At 51.9% G+C, this 15,303-nt stretch carries 17 protein-coding genes; 16 read left to right on the top strand and 1 reads right to left on the bottom strand.

What is annotated here, in order from left to right:
* Window positions 1-469: 469 nt before the first annotated feature.
* Window positions 470-1,342, bottom strand: a complete 873-nt coding sequence (gene repA / locus J4728_RS20780) for an incFII family plasmid replication initiator RepA (RefSeq protein ID WP_000729438.1) — start codon at window positions 1,340-1,342, stop codon at window positions 470-472.
* Window positions 1,343-2,179: 837 nt separating this feature from the next.
* Here repA and J4728_RS20775 point away from each other — a divergent pair.
* From J4728_RS20775 to pilV, 16 genes are all read left to right on the top strand, one after another.
* Window positions 2,180-2,686 (top strand): transcription termination/antitermination NusG family protein, encoded by a 507-nt coding sequence (locus tag J4728_RS20775; RefSeq protein WP_005082529.1) that lies wholly within the window; start codon window positions 2,180-2,182, stop codon window positions 2,684-2,686.
* A gap of 139 nt (window positions 2,687-2,825) precedes the next feature.
* On the top strand, window positions 2,826-3,488 hold the full coding sequence (locus J4728_RS20770; RefSeq protein ID WP_146710907.1) for a traC: 663 nt from the start codon (window positions 2,826-2,828) through the stop codon (window positions 3,486-3,488).
* Window positions 3,489-3,754: 266 nt separating this feature from the next.
* Window positions 3,755-3,898 (top strand): hypothetical protein, encoded by a 144-nt coding sequence (locus J4728_RS20765; RefSeq protein ID WP_000176500.1) that lies wholly within the window; start codon window positions 3,755-3,757, stop codon window positions 3,896-3,898.
* Window positions 3,899-3,978: 80 nt separating this feature from the next.
* A complete protein-coding gene (locus J4728_RS20760; RefSeq protein WP_021515452.1) occupies window positions 3,979-4,221 on the top strand; it encodes a type IV pilus biogenesis protein PilI in 243 nt (80 codons plus the stop codon).
* Between the two features lie 115 nt (window positions 4,222-4,336).
* On the top strand, window positions 4,337-4,657 hold the full coding sequence (locus J4728_RS20755) for a hypothetical protein (RefSeq protein WP_001447108.1): 321 nt from the start codon (window positions 4,337-4,339) through the stop codon (window positions 4,655-4,657).
* A gap of 240 nt (window positions 4,658-4,897) precedes the next feature.
* Window positions 4,898-5,968, top strand: a complete 1,071-nt coding sequence (locus J4728_RS20750) for a toxin co-regulated pilus biosynthesis Q family protein (protein ID WP_000730430.1) — start codon at window positions 4,898-4,900, stop codon at window positions 5,966-5,968.
* Between the two features lie 3 nt (window positions 5,969-5,971).
* Window positions 5,972-6,409 (top strand): type IV pilus biogenesis protein PilM, encoded by a 438-nt coding sequence (gene pilM / locus J4728_RS20745; protein ID WP_000539952.1) that lies wholly within the window; start codon window positions 5,972-5,974, stop codon window positions 6,407-6,409.
* Window positions 6,410-6,440: 31 nt separating this feature from the next.
* On the top strand, window positions 6,441-8,060 hold the full coding sequence (locus J4728_RS20740) for a PilN family type IVB pilus formation outer membrane protein (protein ID WP_001035562.1): 1,620 nt from the start codon (window positions 6,441-6,443) through the stop codon (window positions 8,058-8,060).
* Window positions 8,061-8,080: 20 nt separating this feature from the next.
* Complete coding sequence (gene pilO2, locus J4728_RS20735; RefSeq protein ID WP_000129883.1) at window positions 8,081-9,376, top strand: type 4b pilus protein PilO2; 1,296 nt, start codon at window positions 8,081-8,083, stop codon at window positions 9,374-9,376.
* Window positions 9,366-9,824 (top strand): type IV pilus biogenesis protein PilP, encoded by a 459-nt coding sequence (gene pilP, locus J4728_RS20730; protein WP_000095886.1) that lies wholly within the window; start codon window positions 9,366-9,368, stop codon window positions 9,822-9,824. Before pilO2 ends, pilP begins: the two co-directional genes overlap by 11 nt.
* A 103-nt stretch (window positions 9,825-9,927) precedes the next feature.
* Window positions 9,928-11,436, top strand: a complete 1,509-nt coding sequence (locus J4728_RS20725) for a GspE/PulE family protein (RefSeq protein WP_000880806.1) — start codon at window positions 9,928-9,930, stop codon at window positions 11,434-11,436.
* 1 nt (window position 11,437) lies between these two features.
* Window positions 11,438-12,532, top strand: a complete 1,095-nt coding sequence (locus J4728_RS20720) for a type II secretion system F family protein (protein ID WP_032253914.1) — start codon at window positions 11,438-11,440, stop codon at window positions 12,530-12,532.
* A 61-nt stretch (window positions 12,533-12,593) separates the two neighbouring features.
* Window positions 12,594-13,130 carry a type 4 pilus major pilin gene (locus J4728_RS20715; protein ID WP_000111521.1) on the top strand — a complete coding sequence of 179 codons (537 nt, stop codon included), beginning with the start codon at window positions 12,594-12,596 and terminating at the stop codon, window positions 13,128-13,130.
* Window positions 13,131-13,174: 44 nt separating this feature from the next.
* On the top strand, window positions 13,175-13,660 hold the full coding sequence (locus J4728_RS20710; RefSeq protein ID WP_001080767.1) for a lytic transglycosylase domain-containing protein: 486 nt from the start codon (window positions 13,175-13,177) through the stop codon (window positions 13,658-13,660).
* 15 nt (window positions 13,661-13,675) lie between these two features.
* Window positions 13,676-14,302, top strand: a complete 627-nt coding sequence (locus J4728_RS20705; protein ID WP_013307883.1) for a prepilin peptidase — start codon at window positions 13,676-13,678, stop codon at window positions 14,300-14,302.
* A 17-nt stretch (window positions 14,303-14,319) separates the two neighbouring features.
* Window positions 14,320-15,303: shufflon system plasmid conjugative transfer pilus tip adhesin PilV (gene pilV, locus J4728_RS20700; protein WP_052971369.1), on the top strand; the 984-nt coding region annotated here is incomplete at its 3' end.

Here is a 15,303-nt window from a genome sequence, read left to right as displayed (position 1 = left end):
GTAGGCACGGTGCTGCGTTTGTGTGGTGTTTTTATTCCTGATGTCTTTTTGCTGTGGTTTCAGAACGGTGAGGTTCGGGGCCCGCGCGTCAGCGTGGGAGGTGCATATCAGTCTGTCCACAGGACAGGCATTGAACAGGTTTTCTTTTTAAATGGAAGTAATTAAGTAGTTTAAAGGAAATACAGTACTGGAGTTTAAAAGAAACATTGCACCCTGTAACGCCTGCGGCTGGCGCTTTATAGCATTAACGGTTGTAACCTTATGGAGAAGTCCCTTGCAGTTAAATGTGGATAAACAGAATTACCCGTCTGTGAGACGTGTTTTGCGTGAAAAACAGGGGGAGCATGATGAGCCGGAAGGCAGATGATGAGGCTGTTTTTTGTGTGCTGTGCTGCTTTTTTGTGCGTCGCCGGGCTTCAGACGTGCGGAAGCCTCCGGCGCAGGCCGGATTATTCAGATGAGGTCAAACTCAGGGTGAGGCAGTGGCCAGCCGTGTGTAGTTGTTGTTCCGCGACATTATCATGCGTTCCTTCACGCGACGGTCGATTTCGCGCTTCACGGCCTCCAGGCTTCCGCGGAAACGCCCTTCCGCGATTTCACGTGTCAGCTGCCGTTTCACCAGGGTGACAATGTCCTGACGGGTCCTGCCTGCATCGCGGCGCGCACGGGCACGTTTCATGCCGTGGGACTTAAGCTCTGCCTGATAACTGCGGAAACGCTCGCGCACAAAACGCCAGGCCCTCGCTATCAGTTCATCCATACCCAGCGCATCCATCCCCTGCTTTTTGCGCAGCCTGTTTTCCCATTCCACGCGGCTGCGGCGTGCGGAAGCCACTGCCTCTTCTGAGATATCGAGTGAGTCAAACAGTGCCGGCGTGAACGTGATGTCGGTCGGGATGTTACAGCCAATTGTCGGGTCGTATTCCGTCTGGTAGGTTATCAGCCCCAGCTCAGACAGGAACTTCAGGGCACGGGTGGCACGGGTGATGGAAAGTTTCCCGGCCTCAGACTCCGTCGCCAGTCCGCACTCAATGGCCAGCGTGGTGATGGAGCACTGCACGCGGTTGGCCAGCGGGTCATAGTGGAAACACAGCCCCTGCAGCAGCGCATCAATCGCCCGGCGGCGCAGCACCGGCGGCATACGCCGGCGCAGGCCGCGCGAACGGGCATACGCCACATGCGCGGCAAAATCAAAACGGGAGGTGAAGCCCACGGCCTTTTCCATCAGTTTTTCGCAGAACTTCAGCGTTCCGGCATCTTCACGGGGTGTGAACACCGGATTCGGGTTCTTTACCTGACGGTATGTGCTTTCAGTGAATGAGGTCTGGTTCAGGGCCGCCACAAGCTGTCGCTTATGGCGGGAACAGATTGCCGTGCGTTAATGCACTGCGAAGGGTTGAATCTCTGACACGGTTTCATATATACTTATCCCGTATTCTGTGAGGCCCCCATTATCTTTCAGTGATTCCGCCAAGTTTCGATGAAAGATTATGGGGGTTTTCCTTTATGGTCTTCTGAAACTTTTTTCAGCCTTCCGGCCCCGGCAAACAGCCGTCGTTTCTGCCATACATCCTGAATGCCTTATGGCGCATCCTGCCGTTTTCTGACTTTCCGGATCGTGAGGATCCCAAAAGTCACTGCATAACGATCCGCAATATACCCCTTTTCCACCGCTTTGAAAAGCCGACACGATTTCTCTGATTTACCTGGCCTCTCATTAACCACCTAAAAAGCGTCGTTTTTTTGAACTGTGTCAAAAAAATGAACAATTTCACAAACGATCTTTTATGCTGCTTTTTTCTTCTTTTCCAGTAGAAGAGATCGCCGAATTTTTTTAAACGATCTAATATCCCGCACACAATATCAAATATAGAATAATATTCTGTCTTATCAGATATAACGATCTATTCAACTGCTTATCTTCGCTCTTGCCACAGATACATCCTTATGTAATATATTTTCCAGCCATTAATCCTGTTTGCAGGAGTTGTCGGTTTTCGCCCGCCTCGAAACCGTCCACAAGGCTTACAAGAGTGCGTAAATCATGTGCCTGTCAGAACTGCAGGCCAGGCTGAACGTGGGTCAGCCGCTGTTTCCGACACATGCTTTATGTATTCGCCGTTCACAACAACATCGAAGCCCCCCTGCGGGGATCGATTTTCGCGGAGCGTTCCGGATTTTGAATATCAGTGAATTACATCAACGCAACTGGTATCTGGCACAGTACATCCCTACCGGCAAAAACCGCGAACATCTCTTTTCCTGGCTTTCCGAACAACACGTCCTTCCCTGGACACCCCTGATACTGAAAAAGGTCCGCCGCACGGATAAAGTCTGTGGTTACCGTCGACATATACACGCCGTGTTTCCCGGTTACTTTTTCCTGAAAGCAGACCCCGAAAGCCACAGCTTCACTCACCTTCGCCGTCACAGTGCCTTTCTGGACTTCGTGAAAATGGCCGGTGAAATCAAAACCGTCAGGGAGGATATCGTTCAGTCTTTGATGAAAGTGTACCCGGATCCTGCGCTCAATCCGGCAGCCAGGGAGGAGCTGGATGCTGCCTCCACCCTCTGGCTGACAAAAGCGCGTTACCAGTACCTCCTCCGGCTTGATGCCCAGCCTCTGCCGGAGTCGAGGATCGCCCTGCTCCTGCACCTGGTATCTGATGACGGAGCGTTGACATGAAAATTGCTGTCTTCATTTGACGACTTTCCCGGCCTTTATGGCCGGGCTTTTTTTCCCCATCTTTTCCCCAATGCCCGGCACCGGTGACACCTGCGTGTACGGAGAGCGGCTGCCGGGCATTTTTTTTCAGGACATCGTTATGACCATTCAATCCCCGGAAAACCCTGTCATTCAGTTACTGGAGAATATGCTTGAAGCGCTCTCCACCTCCCCGGACAGCATCAACAATGAACGACGTCGCCGGCGCTTCCTGCTGAACTGGCTTGATTCCGCCCGACAGATGAGTGAGTTCAGGGGGATGCCTGAAGAGTTCACCGCCCTGCGCAAACTGCTGGCCACCAATACGGACATACCGGTAGAGAACACGCTGAAATCACTGCTGGAAAGTGGCCACAACGCAGCACTGTATGACCTGTACCGCTTCCGCTCGGCTCTTGCCACGTGCAGGAGTCTGGGATGGCAGATTGGCACGTGCGCATGGAATGACCAGTTACTGAGTGAGACACTTTCCCGCGCACAGACCGGGAAACGTCATATCCTGCAGCTGAACAGCACCGGGGACACCTTTTCCACCACGGGCAGAATGATCAGACCGGTGGCATTTTCATTAATCCATCCGGCCACCATCAACACGTCTGAGGTTGAAGAGATATTCCGGGATGAAGGTTTTATGCTCGCACACGGGCGCGAATGCAGTCTGAACGGCAGCGGCAGAAATATGCTGTCACGCATTCTTCATGTGGGCCATTCAGGTTTAGCGGAAGAGGAATGGGGCATGGACAACAGTCTGCTTTTACACTGAAATACCGGGACAGCCACAACGGCAGCCACTCTCCGCTGACTTTTTTTCGCAAATCGCGGTTTGCTGATGTGGATGTCCCATTTTTGATTATCCGTCCTCTCCGGTTGTCATAAGGCGCATTCCGGCGTGAGGCTTCTGTTGTTATCATCCCCTCCTGCAGACATCCCCTTGTCTTCTGATGACTGACGATATGCTTCTTCTGACAATTAAAGAAGCGGAAGCTTCACGCCATAATGTTGTTTGACTGACCTGCCACAGGAGGAAAAATGACACTGACGTTACTTACCGCGTATAACGCACCCTATCTGGCAGCCCTGACACGTCCACTGGTCATGCCTGCCCCGGAAAAGGTTCCGGATGTCAGCGAACCGGTAATCGCTCCGGATAACTCAGAACCACAACAGGTTTAATCCCCGTGCCGGAATTTTTCCGGCATCTTTTTCACAAAGAATGCCCTCACGGGATATTCTGGTTTAAAGGAGGATTGAAAATGTCCGCAGAAAAATTCAGAGTTGTCATATACACCAATACATGTGAAAAGAAAGTCAGTTATATTTCTGCAACAGAAGATATAAACATCGCTATAATGCCATTTCAGACGGCAGACAATGGCTTAATTATTGTGTGTCAGAACTCCCGTATAATACGACGCAAAGAGCGTATCCCCGGAAGCAGCTGTGAATGGAAAGATGTGACATTAGCACCAAAATCCAGAAACCGCGTTCAGTTATAGCCTGACAGCCTGCTTCTCATCTCCCATAAAAGGGGATAAAAATTAAATATTTCACAACCGCGATATTTTTCAGGAATGCAGATTATTTTCTGTTATGACCAATGGAGAAACAGGCATGAGAACAATCACAACACGTGAACAATTATTAATTAATGGGAGAGTCCACGAAAGAATCGCCACACATATAGTTACAGGAGCTCATGGGTATGAAACGCTTTGCACAAATGGCTATAACGTCAGATACAACAAGGCGCAGCAACTGGTTGAAAGCTGCGAAAAAATAGCTGAAGGTAAACTACCTGTTACCTGTCCTGTCTGTTTCACCATATGGCAGGATGTACACAGATTCACCCACGTTGACTTTGACACACAATCGGGGAAAAGTGATTTTATTGATACCTGCCATTCGGAGATCATAACCGGCATGTTTCAATAACAGGCAAGAAATAAAATAATGTTCAAGTTCTGAAAAACAATATCACTTGTTTTCTGGAAACTATCATTTGCAGCAGGACGTTTTTCTTTTTATATTTCCGGAACCGGAATGTTTTAGTTTTCATAATCACCCCGAACATGAATGTTCATCATCAATATCCTGATGAAATTATATTTATCTGAAGACCTGTTACCAGCCACCTGTCTTATACCGTAACCCGATACATACCGGATTTATTCTATGAAAAAGAAATCACTTACACTCCTTCTGCCGTCATTACTCAGCGGCTGTACGGCATTTAATGCCACGCCTGTTCCTGACACCACGCCTCCGGCTCTGGTGTTCGTCGACGGACAAATTCGCGAAAGCGCTGCCATTATCGCCCATACGCAAAAACGTCTGCTTCCGCCACCGGTGACCCGCCCTGTGACGCCGCCCCGCCCGACAACAACAGCGACGCCCACAACCGCAGTCAGCAGCCAGAGTACCGCACTGCCTCCCCGTCCGCTCCTTCAGGCCACACAGCTGCCCGCACTGGTTATGACCGGTAAACCCGGTCAGTCATCCGTCGTTTATTTACGTGAGGCACATCAGCGCTCCGTCAGTGACTGGATACGCCAGTTGCTACCACCCGGCTGGCAGTTCCGGCAACAGAACGCTGCCATACCGGCACTGAACAAACGCCTCCCCGTCTGGTCCGTTAATGACCAGTGGCACCGGGCACTGAATGCGCTGCTGGCCGGCCAGCAGCTTTACGGACATATGGACTGGAACAGGAAAATACTGACTGTCACGACCTCTGCAACACCGCCGGTCGACGTCACGGCACCGCAGGGTTCACAGAAAGCTGCTGATACACCGCGTAATCCGTTCAGGGGCAGCACCGCAACGCCGGCAGGCCCGACACCAGTGACACCTGCCGTCAGCGTTTCCCGGGCTCAGACCACCACCGGGACATCCGGAACTCCAGAGAGCAGAACAACCACGCCAGCCCCGGTGGCCACGAAACCGGTAGTGCCACCACAGCAGAAGGTCATACCGCCACGGCAGTGGAAAATGGAAAAGGGGACCACCCTGAAAGACGGACTGGCCCGCTGGACATCATCCGAAAAATGCCCGCACGGCACATGGACACTGCGCTGGGAAACACCTGTCAACTACAGCATCGATGCCCCTCTGGTTTTCACCGGCAGTTTCCGCCAGGCGCTGGAGCAGCTCTTTGCACTCTATACCCCGGCTGAAAAACCGCTGTATGCCCGGACCAGCACTGCACAATGCCTGCTCCGTGTGACAGACCGCCCGCAGGAATAACCTATGGGATGGGTTACGGGTTTCATTATGGTCATTATGGCCATTGGTAATTTCTGGTTCCACAGTCACCTCAGCCGTACTGTGCACCATCAGCAGACCGCTGAAATCACACAGCAGGCTGCAGACTTTATTCGTTATATGAATGCCATCAACGATTACCTGTATCAGCACCCTGAACGACGTGCTGCCGGTGGTCAGCTCACGTCAGCACAGCTCGGTCTGCCCGCCACGAAAAACGTCAGCCACCTCATCAGTCAGCAGCGCGTTTTTGTCTGGGCAAAAGAAAAACCCGGCCTTATGGGTGCCCTCCTGGAACAAAGTGGTGATTCGGCCCTGCTTGCCAGAGTGGAAAACGGTCGCCTCCTGGACACCCGTGGGCGGCGTATTTCCATCACGCTCCCTGCTGTGATCCCCGATCAGGTCATCATCTGGATGAATTAGGCCGGACTCTGAATAACTCACGGATTTATCTATGAACAAAAAACTTCTTGCTATTATGATTGCAGCCACTCTGCTGCAGGGCTGTACCAGTTTCCGACAGGCAGAGAACACCAGAAAAGACGCCGTTGCTGAACAACAACGGGCCCGGGAAATGATCGCTGAGCTGCGAAACCGGACACCGGTTGTAAAGGAATCCCCACGTCAGTGGATCAATCCCCGTCCGGTCACGGATAAAAACCCCGGTAATGCGGTGCCCGGCTGTCCGATTATCATTAACACCCGGCAGAGCATCACCCTTCAGCAGGTGGCCCAGCGGATCTCGGAAAACTGTCATATTCCTGTAAGGATCACCCCTGATGTACAGGCGTATCTGAGCGTGACCACCTCCGGCAGTACGCAGCAAATCCAGGGCACAGTACCACCGCCGGATACCGGCGGTATGGTTCCACTGGCCGCCATAGGCAGTTCTGACACGACACTTCCCCGCCTGCAGGGAAATACGGCGTCACTTCCTGAACTGAAGGCTTCAGGACTGACATCACTGCTGAATGCGGTCGCTTCCCGTCTCGGGATTTCCTGGCGTTATGATGGTTCACATATCACGTTCTATTATCTTGATACCCGGACCTTCCCGGTGACCTATATGGACAGCCAGGTTGCCTATAATGCCACCGTGGTCAGCGGTACCATGTCATCAAATGGCTCATCAGGTGGAACAGCATCGGATGCCATTTCCGGTGATGCCAGTAATACCCAGACCACCACCGTGGATATGAAATCTGCGCTGTATCAGGATGTGAAAAATGCTGTCTCATCAATGCTGACGCCGGGTATTGGTCGCATGTTCATGTCGACGGGCTTTATCACCGTCACGGACACCCCACAGGTACTGGAAACGGTCCGGACGTTCATTGAAAAACGCAATGAAGAAATGAAGCGCCAGGTGGTGCTGAATGTGGAAATTCTGAGTATCCGGAAAACCCGTAATGAGCAGGCAGGTATCGACTGGAACGCAGTCTTCAGCGACAGAACGCTGGGACTGAGCCTCGGCAGCACATTCACCAGTGCAGCCAGCGATACCGTCACTGGTGGTGTTTCCATTGTGAACGGGAAACTCACCGGTTCAAAAGCCTTCCTGAAAGCACTCTCTTCCCAGGGAGATGTCAGTGTGGTAACCCGGAATTCCGCCGTGACCAAAAACCTGACCCCGGTACCGATGCAGATTGCCAATCAGCAGAGCTACATTGAGAGTGTGACGACGGATACCACCGCCAATGTCGGCTCATCCACCTCCCTGAATGCGGCCACCATCACCACCGGTTTTAATATGACCCTTCTGCCGTTCATTCTCCCGGACTCACAGACACTGCAGCTGCTCTATTCCATGAGTCTCTCCGACAAACCGGTTATTGAGAATTACGAGAGTGGTGGAAGCAAAGCCCAGCTGCCGAATGTGGATCTGAAAACCATCAACCAGACAGTGGACCTGAAATCCGGGCAGACAGTCATTATCAGTGGCTTCCAGCAGTCAGGGCGTCGCAGTGGAAAACAGGGTGTCGGCACACCGGGATTCTTCGGTCTTGGCGGTGGGATCAACAGTGAAAACGACGACACCATTCTCGTGGTGCTGATCACGCCCAATATCATCTGATTTGCAGAAGGAGGACTATCGTGACGGATATTTCACCGACAGAGCGACAGGTGTTTCCGCTGACGGCAGGACGGAATGTATTTCTTGCCGGAATGGACTGGAAAACACTGCCCGCAAGCCATAAAAACCCCCGGACGTTTGCCCGCAGTCTGGGGGCAGTACGCTATATTTCCTGTGAGTATCTCAGTACGGAAGATACCGATCGTCACATCATGGTTGCAGCCGTCAGCCAGAATACACTCCCCAAAGGCAGCCGCAGGTATTTCTCTCTCGCCATGCTTATCCTGCCCCTGCTCGAGCCAGGAGGATACGCTATCGTTGAACTGTCACAGGCAAACGATACAGAACTTTATGGTTTTGTTTCTGCTGTTGACGGCATCCTGGTCAGTGACCTGGTGGGAACCCGGGAGGAAATCAGGGAGGCCCGGGAAATATTCCTCACCATTAACAGCGCGCCTGAACACGGCTGGACATGTTATGAACCGCCCTCGTTTAACGGGCCTGACGGCAGAGGTCCCCTGCCACTGGAAACCCTGACAGGTGCAGGGAAATATCCGGCAGAAGCACGCCTTCACCCCGTATCCCGTGGGCCACAGCTTATTCCGGTATTACTCATACTCACCCTTCTGGGTACTGCATGGTATGGCTGGCAGTACTATGAACGCCTGAAGGCAGAAAAAGCAGCACTTGCTGAAGCGGCACAAAAAGCCGCAGAGGAACGGATCACACCACCGTGGCTGAGTATGCCGGAAACCGGAGATTTTATCCGGGGATGCAGTGACGTATGGTCACGCCTGCCGGTGTCGGTCGCCGGCTGGCGATATTCACTCGCCGAGTGTGCTGCCACCGGGAACAGCGGCAATCTGCGTGCATCATATACAAACATCGCCGGGACGACAGTGACCGCATTCAGCCAGCGGGTCAGGGAAATTTTCAGCATCCGGCCGTTTATGGTTATGCCGGACGGGAATAGCGGTGGTTTTGCCCTGCCGGTCACCTTCAGTATGCCTGAAACTCCCGTTGCCGTTGAGGCATTACCGGAAAACACCCTCCTGCAGGAACGGCTGACCACACTCGCCCGGTCGATGCAGCTGAAAATGGACTGGCAGGAAGTCAGCAACAGCTTCACCGATGAAGACGGAAATACCATCCAGCCCCCCTGGAAGGAGTATGACCTGCAGATACTGACGACACTTCCGGCGCACCAGGTGGCAGAGCATTTCAGTGAACCCTCCGTCCGTTTTATCTCCGTAACAAGGCAACTGGAAGAGGGTCGTTTCCGTTATCAATTCACAGGTAAATATTATGTCCAGTAAAACAAAAGCTCTTCTGCTTTCCGTCCTGATCCTGCCGACAACGGTCGCGGCCAGCACCATCAGCAACATGCAACAGAATAACCGGCAACTCCAGGTGGAACAGATTCAGGAAGAAACTGCACTGTATGAAGCCATGCTGGCAAGAGAAAAGGTGCGACATGAACTCAGAACCCTGGAGCAGGGAGAACCAGCTGAGCCTGTGCATTCACAGGAAAGCAGTTCAGCCGTCACGACAGATACCCCTGCCCCCATTACCGGTATTCCCCGGCTGACAGAGATATCCGGAGTTCAGCCCCAGATAACCGCCAGGATACAACTGCCGGGCGGACAAACTGCTGATGTAAAAGAAGGGCAACACATTCCCGGCACCACATTCCGCGTGGAAAAGATCACCACTGACAGTGTTGTCCTTGAACAAAATGGTATCAGAACAACACTACAACCCTGACTCAGTGCCGCCATTTACAGCCGGCTGTCGGAACAGATTATTCCCCCGGCCCTTAATCACAAAAAAAATCGTTTCCGGGTACCGCTGCCCGTAAGGAGATTTTATGCTGGCACCTGCAGACCAGCCACCTGATGACATTCTGGATTACGTGGTTGTTGATACAGATAAAACAGGACAAATTCGTGTCAGAGTGGTGGAAGGAAAAAAACACCTTCGTGCCGTCCAGGATTATCTGACCCGCCTGTGCTCCCGCTATCCGGGTAAAGTATCCCCGTTTGAGTTCACCACACTTGATGTGATCGCCCGACTCCGGCAGGAGACGGTCATTTCCGGGGTGGAAAACGGAATTAACCCCGTACAGCAAAAAATGCTCGGGTATATCAGCCATGCGGCCACCCTCAGCGCCTCAGATCTTCACATCACGCCGGGGCGTGACAGTACGGATTTCACGTATCTGGAGGCCCGTGTCCACGGAGAGCTGGAGCTGCTCGATATCGTCAGAAAAGATGAGGGGCTGGAATTACTGGGGGCCACCTATTCCGGAATGACTGATGTCATAAAGGGAACACAGTTTGATCCCGGTGTCCCCCAGGATGCCCGTCTGGCTGAAAGATTCCTGAAACTGGCCGGACTGTTTGGTGCGCGCTACTCCCACTATCCGTGTGTGGGCGGACTCTATGCCGTACTGCGTCTGATCAAGGATGACAGTCAGCATATACCGACATTCAGTATGCTGGGGTATCACCCTGAGCAGGAGCGCGCTGTCCGAAGGATGCTGCAGCGACCGGAGGGCATCGTGATCCTCTCTGGCCCCACCGGTTCCGGAAAATCCACCACGCTGAGGACGGCTTCTGCCGCCTATCTGGAACAGTATGGCTTCAACGATACCGGAGGGATCCTGCTCCCCCGGCGACGTCTGTTCACAATAGAATCACCACCAGAGGGGCGTATCCCCGGTGCAATTCAGACGGCCGTTATGGATACCGCTCAGGGCTGGGTCGATTCTGTTAAGTCCGCCCTGCGCCTTGATCCTGACGCTATCCTGAACGGGGAGATACGTGACCATGCCTCCGCCATCACGGCGATAAAAGCCGCCATGACCGGTCACCTGATGCTGACCACCCTTCATGCTAACGACCCGATAAATATTCTTGAGCGTCTGGAAATGGAGGGCGTTCAGGCAAGGATGATTGCAGATCCGCAGTTATTTATCGGCCTGCTCAGCCAGCGTCTGGTTCAGGTGATATGTCCCCACTGCCGCCTCCCCTGGCATGAGGTGGAGAGCTCCCGGACGGATGAAGAACGACGCCTGGTGGAAAACTTCTGCCAGCCCGATGCCGTGTATCTTCGTAACCATAACGGCTGCCCACACTGCTGGCGTGGAGTGAACGGCCGGACCGTCATTGCAGAAGTGATTTCCCCGGATGCGAAGTTTTTCCAGATTTACCGGGAAAAAGGCCGGATTGAGGCAAAAACCTACTGGCACCGGGAGCTCGGCGGTATGACACGAAATCAGCACCTGCTGGGCAAAATCAACAGTGGTCAGGTCGATCCGCTGGCTGCGCATTACATATCCCCTGTAGACGAGGACAGCTATACGCTGCTGCACTGATATGAAAATTCTGGAAAGACTCAACAATACGGAACTGGAACTGTCCGGCCTTAACCGATGGCTGGGCAAAAAGACGTTCAGGCGGACTACGTTTTACGAGTCCCTTGCAGGCATGATCCGGGACGGCACACCGGTTATGCGGGCACTGGAGTTCATCTGCGATGTGGAAACGGATTTTGGTAAAAAGAAAGGGCAGTCCGGCCTGTATTTTCTGGCGACAGACTGTATCGCCAGCATACGAAGCAGTGGTCAGCTCTCTCCGGCCCTGAAGGACTGGGTACCCAAAGATGAAATTGCCCTGATCCGTAACGGTGAAGAGCGCGGTGATATCGCTGAAGCCATGTTTCAGGTTGTCAAAACGGCAAAAGGACGACAGGAGATGATTAGCAGTCTGGTGAGTGTCTGCCTCTATCCGCTCATCCTGCTGACGCTCTGTGTGGTGAATATGTATAACGTTCATACCCGGGTTATTCCGATGATCAGCGCCTTTGCACCGGAAGAACGCTGGTCAGTGCAAATGATCATTCTGGCCAAATCCTCCGAGCTGGTTATCGGTTATGGTTTGTGGCTGCTGGCTGGACTGCTTCTGCTGGCAATTCTCATCAGGATGTCATTCAGTCTGTATAAAGGTCCCCGACGACGGTATCTTGATCGCATCCCGCCGTGGTCCCTGTATCAGACATTCCATGGCGTGAATTACCTTTTTAATATTTCATCCATGCTGCAGATAAATATTCCTTTATCTCATGCCCTTACCAGAATAGAAAAACATGCAGAACATAACCGATGGTTAAAATCACGAATAAGTGCTATCAGAAAAAATGTCTTATCCGGTCAGTCACTGGCACTGGCCATGAAAAACAGTGGTTATGACTTTCCGTCAAAATCCTGTGTGAATAATCTTCTTTTAAATTCAGAAAGGGAGGACAGTGTTGCCAGTATGGCGCTTTATGCAGACCGCTGGCTGGAAGAAGCAAAAAAGAGTGTCAGAAAAAGCGGCATTATTATTACTGCTATATCAGGTCTGCTGGTATTTCTCTTCATCATCAATATGGTCAGTGCCATTTACGGCATCAGTGACATGCTGAAGCAGTAAACACAGCATCCTTTATATTCCCCTCGATCCAAATTCTGTTTTACCAATCTCAGGAGCTAATATGAGCGTCATAACCTGTTCGTATTCAGAACATAATATTCGTCACCTTCAGAACGATGATAAAGGCATGACCCTGCTGGAAGTCCTCGGTGTTCTGGTCGTCGCTGCCATTGTTATTGGTGCCGTGATGGGACTTATGTCCGATACCCTGTCCTCTTCAGACAACCAGAAGGAACTCAAAAACCTGCAGACAATCGCCACCAAAATGAAAGCCCAGAAATTCCAGGGGCAGTATACAGGTACTGACTACGTCAAAATCCTGACCGAAAGTGGTGGCCTGCCTGCCGATATGATCGCCGGTGGTAATAAGGCGAAAAATGCCTGGGGTGGTGCGGTAACCATCAAAGTCAGTTCAGATAAATACTCCTACGTTATTGAATCCAGCAATGTGCCGAAGAAAAACTGTATTGATCTGGTCACCAGCCTGCGCAGTTCATCCATGTTTACAAAAATCAACGGCAATGTGACGAATAAAGTTGACCCGTCTACAGTATGTAACGCAGATAAAACTACTATCAAACTGGAAACCAACAGTTAATCATTCATCAGCGCCCGCCTGGGCGCTTTATTTAAGGTCACTGTATGAACAGGTTATTTATCCTGACAGTGATTTTTTCACTGTTATGCTCACTTCCTTCCGCACAGGCATCCCCACAGGACAAACAATATGATCGTTGTTTTATTACCGCCGGAAAACGTTATTCCATTGATCCAGGATTACTCAAAATTATTGCCCGCAGGGAAAGCAGTCTGAATCCCCGGGCCATTAATCATAACAGGAATGACAGAGGAAAAATTATCAGTACCGATTACGGGATAATGCAGATTAACTCCACACATATTCCCGGGCTGAAAAAAATGGGCATTATCCGGAGTGAGAAAGATCTGTTGAATAATGTCTGCCTGAATATTCAGACCGGAGCATGGATCCTCGCCCGGCATTTTCAGCGATGCGGCGTAAACTGGGAATGCCTCGGCAGTTATAACGCCGGCTTCAGTAAAAGTAACACTCACCGCCGGATGAAATACGCCCGGCAGATTTACAGCGCTTACATGCAGGGACGTTAGTCCGGGAGAACTGCCATGCTCCAGATGATCCCGGCACTGCTGGTCGCAATAACCGTGGTAATACAGTGTCTGGCCGTTCAGATGAGTCGCTATCGACTCTCCCGGATGAATGCCAGCCCCCCTCACCATGGGCTTGCGCTGATGAGCGGGATGCTTGCAGCTGCCGCCATTATCCTGCGTCTTTATCAGAATGACAGTGCTGTCGGGGTGCTGTTTATGACGATAATGACCGGATGTATGACACTGATGACCCTGACGGATGCTGCATCCTGCCGTCTTCCCCGGCCCTTCACCATCATGTATCTGATAAGCGGCAGCGCATTTCGTCTCTGGCAGGGAGACTGGCTGACAGGCCTGTGCAGTGCAGGGTTCTGGTTCCTGCTGTTGCTTCTGTTCAGGCAATACACCTCTTACCGCAGGAAAACAGAAACCATAGGCCTGGGCGATGTTTTTCTGATTGCCGGTATTGCCATCTGGTCCCCGCCGGGAGACATCCCCTGGATTGTCGCAACGGCAGCAGGCGGAGCCTTACTTTATCTGCGGTGTAACAGACAACGACGCATTACCAGAGAACTTCCCTTTGGGCCGTTTCTCTGCGCGTCACAGTACGCATTTACTTTTTATCCCGGTGGCCTTTGGTAATACCGGAGGGAACGACTATGCAAAAAGACAACGATAAAGGTTTTGCACTTCTTGAAATTCTGGGAGGACTGGTTGTCATCAGCCTGCTCATGCCGCTGTTCTGGTCTTACATTGAAGACTACCTGAATGAAATGCGCAACCAGAGCGCCGCATTTCATGCAGATGCCTACAATACTGCAGCCAGGACCTACATCGCCGATAACAATGCCCGCCTGCATAGCGGAACGCTTCCTGCCACCTTCACGGCGGATGAGTTAATCCGGAAAGGATATCTGAAGGGTCTTAACCGCTCGCCCTTTGGGCAGAGTTATACCACCGGCATCCGTCGTAACACGAGTACCGGTCGTCTGGAGGCCCTGACCTGCTCCACCGGAGGGGAGAATATCAAAGACGATGCCCTGCGCAGTATCGCCAGCCTGCTCCCCGGTCTGGGCGGATTTATAGGAAAAAATGGCACAGCAACCGGTGTTTTTGGTGGATGGACAGATAAACCCGGCGACTATGGACTCAGCTGCAATGGCGGGCACATCGCCATCGTAATGATGGGTGATGACCTGCAGGAAAGCGATCGCCTGTATCGCTTTCAGGTACCGGGACGACCGGAGCTGAACCAGATGAACACGGCCATCAATATGGGAGGGAACAACCTGAACAATGCAGGAAACGTCAATGGACAAAGTGCAACACTGAAAGGTGATGTTACAAGCGAAAACGGCTGGTTAATCACCAAAAATGATAAAGGCTGGAAGAACATCACCTATGGTGGCGGTTTTACGATGACAGACAGCCAGTGGATACGCGCAGTCGGTGGTAAAGGAATTATAACCTCAGGGGAAATCAAAGGAGGAAAAGTCAGTGGGGGAACAGTCCGGTCTGACGGTCGCCTTTCCACAGGTGAGTATTTACAGCTGGATAAAACAGCCGTAGCAAATACAAAGTGTTCACCAGATGGACTTGTAGGCCGTGACAGCAAAGGGGCAATACTTTCGTGCCAATCCGGT

Source organism: Salmonella sp. 32070601201500089SM, assembly GCF_017573605.1.
GTDB classification, from domain to species: Bacteria; Pseudomonadota; Gammaproteobacteria; order Enterobacterales; family Enterobacteriaceae; genus Salmonella; species Salmonella enterica.
The sequence above is the reverse complement of the archived record's forward strand: the minus strand, read 5'-3'. Positions and strand labels throughout refer to the sequence as shown.